6 protein-coding genes are annotated in these 7881 nt (G+C 55.7%); all 6 read left to right on the top strand.

Translation table 11 applies throughout. The annotated features are described in order from the left end of the window. Positions 1 to 1761, top strand: a 1761-nt coding sequence (locus ACWKXT_RS24025) for a type VI secretion system Vgr family protein (protein ID WP_454529610.1), incomplete at its 5' end; no start/stop codon positions are given. Then, positions 1730 to 2254: a hypothetical protein gene (locus tag ACWKXT_RS24020; protein ID WP_454529609.1), complete on the top strand. Its 525-nt coding sequence runs from the start codon at positions 1730 to 1732 to the stop codon at positions 2252 to 2254. The genes ACWKXT_RS24025 and ACWKXT_RS24020, both read left to right, overlap by 32 nt. 75 nt (positions 2255 to 2329) lie before the next feature. Further along, positions 2330 to 2884 carry a hypothetical protein gene (locus ACWKXT_RS24015; RefSeq protein WP_454533519.1) on the top strand — a complete coding sequence of 185 codons (555 nt, stop codon included), beginning with the start codon at positions 2330 to 2332 and terminating at the stop codon, positions 2882 to 2884. Positions 2885 to 2887: 3 nt separating this feature from the next. Next, on the top strand, positions 2888 to 3964 hold the full coding sequence (locus ACWKXT_RS24010) for a hypothetical protein (RefSeq protein ID WP_454533518.1): 1077 nt from the start codon (positions 2888 to 2890) through the stop codon (positions 3962 to 3964). Between the two features lie 72 nt (positions 3965 to 4036). Next, a complete protein-coding gene (locus ACWKXT_RS24005; RefSeq protein ID WP_454533517.1) occupies positions 4037 to 4477 on the top strand; it encodes a DcrB-related protein in 441 nt (146 codons plus the stop codon). Between the two features lie 3 nt (positions 4478 to 4480). Next, positions 4481 to 7881 (top strand): DUF6531 domain-containing protein (locus ACWKXT_RS24000; RefSeq protein WP_454542701.1); only part of this gene is annotated, 3401 nt, incomplete at its 3' end.

Here is a 7881-nt window from a genome sequence, read left to right as displayed (position 1 = left end):
CGCTTTGTGGACAAAGGTCACGGAGAGTTCTATGCCCGTATCCGTCAGGAGCGCTGGCAGGTTGAGCATCAGCAGATTCAGGCCACGGCCACGGCGGCGGGGATTGCGCCGGGTCACACCTTCACGTTAACCAACGCGCCGTTCTTCAGCGACAACGGTGAGTATCTGGTGACGGCGGCGGGCTACCACTTCGAAGAAAACCGCTATGCGAGCGGCGAGGGGGAGACCATTCACCGCACCGATTTCACGGTCATCCCGTCGGCGGTGGTGTACCGTCCCGCGCAGACAACGGCGTGGCCGCGCACCTACGGCCCGCAGACGGCGAAAGTGGTCGGGCCGCAGGGCGAGAGTATCTGGACGGACAAATACGGTCGCGTGAAGGTGAAGTTCCACTGGGACCGTCTGGCGAAAGGCGATGACACCAGCTCCTGCTGGGTGCGCGTGTCGAGCGCGTGGGCGGGCCAGGGCTACGGCGGGGTACAAATACCGCGCGTCGGCGACGAGGTGGTGGTGGACTTTATCAACGGCGACCCGGACCGTCCGATTATTACGGGGCGCGTGTACAACGACGCGAGCATGCCGCCGTGGGCGCTGCCGGCTGCGGCGACGCAGATGGGCTTTATGAGCCGCACGAAAGGGGGCTCCGTGGATAACGCCAACGCCCTGCGCTTTGAGGACAAGGCGGGTGCAGAGCAGGTGTGGATCCAGGCCGAGCGCAACATGGATACCAGCGTTAAAAATGACGAAACGCACAGCGTCGGCGGGGCGCGCAGCCATTATGTGAAGAAAAATGAACTGCATCGCGTGGAAGCGAATCAAACCCAGGCGGTGAAAGGCGGAACCGAGATCCTGACGGGGAAAGGCAAGCTGGATGCGGCGGTTGAGCAGTATGTCATTGCTTCCGGGACGAAGCTGCGGCTGGTCTCCGGTGAAAGCGCCATTGAACTGAATGCTAACGGCAAGATTAACCTGATCGGCAAAGAGTTTAACTTCTTTGTGGAAGGGGATGGTTATATCACCACGGGTGGTAAGCTGCACCTGAATACCTCTGGCACAAAACCGGGCACCACGGCACCGGGGTCAGGGCATAAAGGGGATATTGATGCGGCGGTGCAGGAGAAATTTGCGCCGGGAAAGGAGAGTAAGGCTGGTGTGGCTGCCAGCGCACCTGCCGAAACCTCTAAAAACGCTACGCCTCAAGCATCCAATGTTCCTTCAAGCGGATATGGAAAGGATGTAGATAGTCTTGTCGATAAATCACCTACTATGAAAAATGACATAGCTACGTTAAAGAAACGAGGCTGGACATTTGAAGAAGGTGAAGCAGGCAAGGGGACGTTTGCCAATCGTCAAAAGCGCGTTATTACCGTTGATAAAAATGAACTCGGTAACCCGAATGCAGTCGTTCAGTCTCTGTCACATGAAAGTGGTCACGCTTTATATGAACCCAACATTGATTTTTCTTCGCGCGACGCCTATCTCAACAGCACACTCAGTGATGAAGGCGCTGCAACGTTGAACAATATCCGGGTCCAACGCGAAATCATAGCCAACAAGGGTGGGGATATCGGTATTGCAGGCAATCCAGCAAATCAGACACAATATAATCGTATCTATGATTCTCTCGAACGTGGGGCTATAAAGGAAAGTGAAGCGCGTACGCAGATAGGCCGTATCTTTGGCAAAGGCGAACAAACGTCTACCACAGGGCAGTATTACGAAGATTATTATGGCGGTTGGTATGATAAAAATTATCCATAGTCTAAAAACGGGTGCGGTGCTTGCGGCTTTATTAACGACGGGAATGGCAGGAGGTAACATGCAAAAACAGGATCTTTGGCAGTTCATTGCAGAAATGAGCGCATCACTCAAAACGTTGTCCGTTAACAGTCTGGATAACGCTCCGTTGTCATTCAAGCTAACGAAACAGAATGAATATATCAATTTCTACCATGCCGACGATATCAAACTGGCGGATGGAACGAACATTACTGCAATTGATTTACGTTTAAGTAAAGAAAGTGAAGGTATGGCACCGTTACTGAATTTTTCACCGTCCGGCCAGTGCATCACTCTCGACACGGTTAAAAAACATTATCCGCAACTGACGTTAACTGATTATCCACGAGGCCGTTCTGAGAACGAAGTGACCAGTTATACAGCGCCAAAGGATATGAATGGACAAAAAGTAAGCTTCAGTTTCACGGTAAAAAAACCTGACTGCTTGGGTGGGGTCGCTATTAGCGCTGACTAAAAATGCTTATTTCATTACTCACCGCTTTTTAAAGTGGTGAGTAGCATAATATTTATCCAGCAAATGACGATTAACGTGAAAAAACGCCTTTCTGTCTCTCTTTTTTTTACCCTCATGTCTACCTTTCTGAGCAGTTATGAAGTAGTAGCTCAGACTATGCCGCCCATTCTGGCTAAAAAGGATTTTTCTCTGCAGATAAAAGACCAGATTGTGGCACTGGGCGATAGATGGACTCCTGAGGTTGCGCGTAAAATTGCAGTTTCTGTGGAAGGTAGTTTTGTCGGTGAGGTTCCTTTTGACGGAACGAACTATAAATTCTACCAGCATCAGAAGACTGGGTTAAAAATATTCAGTTCCAATCTCTGGTGGGATAAAACCGAGCGAAGTGTTGACGATTATATTGTGGCGCAGATTACGCTAACTGCTACGGATGTCAAAACAGCTCGCGGGACCCATATTGGTTCAACAATAAATGAACTTAATAAAGCATATGGTGGTGGCCAGGTCGAAAATGATTCCGGGGAGCAGTGGGTTTCCTATGAGTTGGGTAAGAAATTACTCTCTTTTGAGGTTAAAGACAGTAAGGTTGTAAAAATAACAATGAATTACGATAATGATTCTTCAGAGTGATTTATGACCAAAAAATTTCTGGCAGTTGTATTGTTCACTGCTTTATGGGCAGGCGTAGTTGAAACGTCATCTGCGCTTGAATTATCGCAATACAATAACCTCAATACGGTAAATCGCATCATTAACGATAGCGAAGTGACAGACAATCTCAGGAAGACGCTGGGAAATCATTACCAGACCTTTATTGATAACTTTGATGTCTTCGGTGAACCGCATACCACCACAGGTGGAGGATTGTTTATCGAAGGCTGGCTAAAGGATCTCTACCAGGAGAATGCGTCAGCGCTGATCATCGATCCTGACGGCAAAATATTTGCGGCCTGGGTGGTTCCGGAGTCGGACGTTATTCATTACCAGTCTTCTGATAATAGCCCGGTTATTCATGCCGATATTCAGCAATGGGCTGCAAGATTCAATGCGATGCATTTTGCAACGAACATCCAGGCAGGACTCGCGTTTGACGGGGACTGGGCTGGCGAATTCGAGAACGACTCGACGTTAACACTGCGGTTAGCTGAATCAGGCAACCGGATCACCGGCTCTTATTGCTATATCTCCCAGAGAGGAAACCGCATAGATTGCCCGGAATATGATGAGCAAAATCTTAGCGGTACGATCGCTGGCAATCGTGCCAACGTTGAGTTCAACTCATCATTTGGCGGCCCAGGTGGACGGGCTGTTCTGGAAATAAAGGGGAGTGAGATGGAATGGCGTTTAGTTACTCCTCCTCAAAAAGGAAATTATTATGCTCCGCAGCGTTATACGTTACGTAAAGCCGCTTCGGTTCAAAACGCTGAAACCAGAAAACTGGACACCGAAAGGTTCGCTATTTCTCTTATAAATAAGTGCGGTCATTTTGATAGCGAATGTGGCCAGATGGTCTATCTCGGCGTGCGCAAAAGCGATAACAGTACGATCTCCTTAAGGGGTAAAACGTTGCACGACTCCGCAGGTAAAATAATCGGCTCAACGTACAAGAATGGCGAGACCGTTTACACCGTGACGTATGCACCCGTGAAATTGGTTGTCAGCAAAGGCAACCATGTTTTAGTCGAACAGTCAGGCCAGTGGCTTAAATAAAACAGCCAGCCAAAAGGCCAGCATGTATTGGCCTTCTTGTTTCTCACAATATTAATCATCCCGAGTTCACTTATGAAATACACCCTCCAGGAAGGTTCGTTTTCCCTTTTTCCTGCTGCCTGGCAGGATAACAGCATGAACATTATTCGCGATGACGAAAGCGGGCTTTCCGTGGTGGTCAGCCGCGGCGTTATCCCCGATGGCAGCGACTACGAACAAGAGTTTCACCGCCAGTGGGACGTGCTGCGTCCTCAGATGGGTGAGATCGCACAAAGCGAATTCCGGAACGTAAAAGCCGGGCCTGACGGAAAAATTAACGGGCTGGAAGTTGAGACCACCTTTGACCGTAACGGGCAGCGCCTGTGGCAAAAACAGCTGGCCGTGCAGACGCCGGGCAAACCGGTACTGATGATTTTTACCCTCTCGGCCTTAAAAGCCTTTACGGAAGAGGACGAGGCGCGCTGGAGCGCACTGAAGCAAAGTCTGACGCTTAACGACAACCGGAATGTGTAAGGCATGAGCGATAACAACGCGGCCCGTAAAGGCGACGAGATTATTCACTCCAGCATTTTTGCTGACATCACCAGCATTGTGGCGGAAGGTGCCGCCTATGCGGTGATCGGCGCGGCGGTAGGCGCTGCCGCAACGGTGGCTGCACCGTTGCTGGGGGCGGGTGCGGCTGCCGCAGGCGTGGCGGCAATTGGATCCAGCTGTCTGTTAAGCGGCATCATTGGCGGCGTGCTGGCAAACGTGGCCGGGATCACCGACGATATCAGCAACGCCGCGGAAGGGTTAGGCAATGCGCTTTTCCCGCCGTCGCCTGCGGGTAAAATCACCACCGGTTCGAATAACGTTCTCACCAACGCAATCCCCACCGCACGTGCCGCAGGCACGCTGACGCCCGCCGATACACCGTCCCCTGAGCCGCAGTCGCCGGGCAGCTTTGCCGATTACGCGGGCATGCTGCTTTCCGCCGCCGGACAGTTTGGCAGCGAAATGTGGCAGCCGAGCGTGGCCTCTGCCGCCGCAGGAACCTCGCCGTTGGAAGAAGACAAGGTGGCGTGCGAAAAGCACTCCGGGCCACAGTATCTGGCGGAAGGCTCTAAAAGCGTCTTTATCAACGGGCAGCCCGCGGTGCGTGCCAAAGATCGCACCACCTGCGAAGGCACCGTTTCCGATGACGTTTCCCCGAACGTGATCATCGGCGGGGACACGCTCACGGTCCGCGATATCAAAAGCGGTAAAACGCCGGGTCTGGCGCTGGGGATGATTGCGCTCTCCCTGCTGCGCGGGCGTCCGGGCAAGATCCTGAAAAACATGCCCTGTGCGCTGGCGGCGGCCGGCGGCGGGATGCTGGCCGATATGGCTGTGAATGCCGTATTTGGCTCCTCGCACCCGGTTCACGCCGCCACCGGCGTGAAGGTGCTGAATGACGACGACGAGCTCGATTTCTCTCTGCCGGGGCGCTTCCCGCTTCGCTGGCAGCGTAGCTACAACAGCCTTACCACCCGCGAAGGGCTGTTTGGTCTGGGCTGGGCAACCACCTTTGACAGCTATCTGACGCTGGAAGAAAACAATGCTACCTGGTTCGACGAAACCGGGCGCGAGCTGAGCTTCGAGCTGCCGCCGGTCGACCGCGCGTTTTACAGCATCAGCGAAGGGATCATTATCCGCCGTAATGAGAGCGGCGACGTGGCGATTGCCGACGATGACGGTGCGGTGTGGCGTTTGTACAAACCGACCCGGGCCAATCCATCCATCCTGCGTCTGGTCTCCCTCAGCGACGAATACGGCAACGCGCTGCTGACGGAGTGGGACGAGCACGGCAGGCTGGTTGGTCTTCACGACGGGCCGCGGGCAATCGACGTCACTCTGCGCTATGAAGATGAACGTTTCCCGCAGCGCGTTACCTCGGCGAGCCATTTCGATGGCAGCCAAACCTGGCCGCTGATGCAGTGGGGCTACGACGCGCGCGGCCAGCTGGCGAGCGCGACGGATGCCTCCGGCGTGGTGACGCGTGAATACCGCTATAACGAGCACGGACTGATGGTCTGGCACCGTCTGCAGGGCGGTCTGGAGAGCGAATACCGCTGGAAACAATTCGACCACTGGCGCGTGGTGGAAAACCGCACCAGCACCGGCGACGGCTGCCGCTTTAGCTACGATTTAGACGCCGGGCTGACGACCGTCGAGCACTACGATGGCCAGACGCGCCGCCACTACTGGAATGCGCAAAATCTGATTGTCCGCTACGTTGACGAGCGCGGTGAAAACTGGCGCTACGAGTGGGATGACAACGAACTTCTGACGCGTCGCATCGATCCGCTCGGAAACGCCGTCACCTTCGTCTACGACGAGATGGGCAACCGTGTTCAGGAGACCGATGCCGACGGCAATACCCGCACCACCACCTGGCTGGAGCACCGCGCGCTTCCCGCAGCCATTATCGAAGCCGACGGCAGCGCGACCCGCTTCTGGTACGACGAACACCACGGGCTGAAGCGCGTGGTGGATCCGATGGGGCAGACCACGCTGCTGCGCCGGGACGAGTTTGGGCAGGTTATAGAAGAGATCGATGCCGCCGGAAACAGCCGCTACCAGGAGTACAACGAGGCGGGGCAGATCGTTCGTGCGACGGACTGTTCCGGACGTATTACCCGCTATCGTTATCATCCGCTGGGCTGGCTGGTGGCCGAGACAGGCGCCGACGGCGAAGAGACGCGCTACCGCTACGACGCTGCAGGGCGCCCGGTGCAGCTTGACCGCCCGGAAGGCTGGACGGAATCGCTCAAATGGAACGAACGTGGCCTGCCGGTGAGGCACGCGGGCGCCGACGGGAAAGAAAGTGAGTTCAGATACGATGAGGCCGGGCGATTAACCGCCACCCGTAATACTCAGGGTGAAGAGGTCCGTCGCCGCTGGGACAGCCGCGGACGTCTGATTGCTCTTGAAAACGAAAACGGCGAAGCGTACCAGTTCCGCTGGGGCGCGGACTCTCTGCTGCTGGAAGAGGTGGGGCTCGATGGCGTGGCCTCGCAGTATCGCTATGACGCCTGCGGACGCACGATAGCGCGCACGTTTGCCGCCGGTCATCCGGAGGCCATCACCCACGCCTTCGCCTGGAGCGCGAGCGGCCAGCTGGTCGCCCGCACCACGCCGGAAGGCCAGACCCGCTACCACTACACCCCATCCGGGCTATTAAGCCGGATTGGGCTGCATCCGGCGCTTTCAGCCGACGCATGGACCACCGAGGCAGAGCAGGAGCTCGCCTTTGAGTATGACACGCTCGGTCGCGTGACGCGCGAGGCGGGCGAGCACGGTGAGCTGGCGTGGGAGTATGATGCGCTGGGCAACCGCACCTCCGTCATGCTGCCAGATGGCCGCGAGCTGAAACAGTTCTACTACGGCAGCGGGCATCTGCTCAGCATTGCTCTCGAAAAGCTGTCGGTCTCTGATTTTACCCGCGACGAACTCCACCGCGAGACCAGCCGCACCCAGGGCCTGCTCACTACCCGCAGTGAGTACGATCGTCTTGGCCGCCTGCATCGCCGGGACGTCTTTACCGGCAATGCCCAGCGCCCGTCGCCGCGCCGCTGGTCCCGCCGCTGGGATTATGACTACCGCAATAACCTGGTGCGGGAAGAGCGGGACGATAACCCGTTCAGCTGGTACCGCTGGCAGTACGACAGCGCCGGGCGTCAGCTGGTTCAGGACGGTACGCTGCCCGGCCAGGAGCAGTGGCGCTGGGATGCAGCCGGTAATCCGCTTGAAGGCTCTGCTGAGAAGGTCACGCATAACCGCCTGACGCAGCTGAACGGCATTCGCTGGCGGTATGACATCCACGGCCGTACCGTGGAGAAGGATAACGGCCAGACCCGCTGGCACTACCGCTACGACGGCGAGCATCGCCTGACGGA

The organism is Enterobacter sp. UPMP701 (genome assembly GCF_053709515.1).
The sequence above is the reverse complement of the archived record's forward strand: the minus strand, read 5'-3'. Positions and strand labels throughout refer to the sequence as shown.

Excerpts from the sequence above, each read along its gene's own strand:
- ACWKXT_RS24010 (WP_454533518.1), top strand. The coding sequence starts at position 2,888 with ATGACCAAAAAATTTCTGGCAGTTGTATTGTTCACTGCTTTATGGGCA.
- ACWKXT_RS24020 (WP_454529609.1), top strand. The coding sequence starts at position 1,730 with ATGGCGGTTGGTATGATAAAAATTATCCATAGTCTAAAAACGGGTGCG.
- ACWKXT_RS24005 (WP_454533517.1), top strand. The coding sequence starts at position 4,037 with ATGAAATACACCCTCCAGGAAGGTTCGTTTTCCCTTTTTCCTGCTGCC.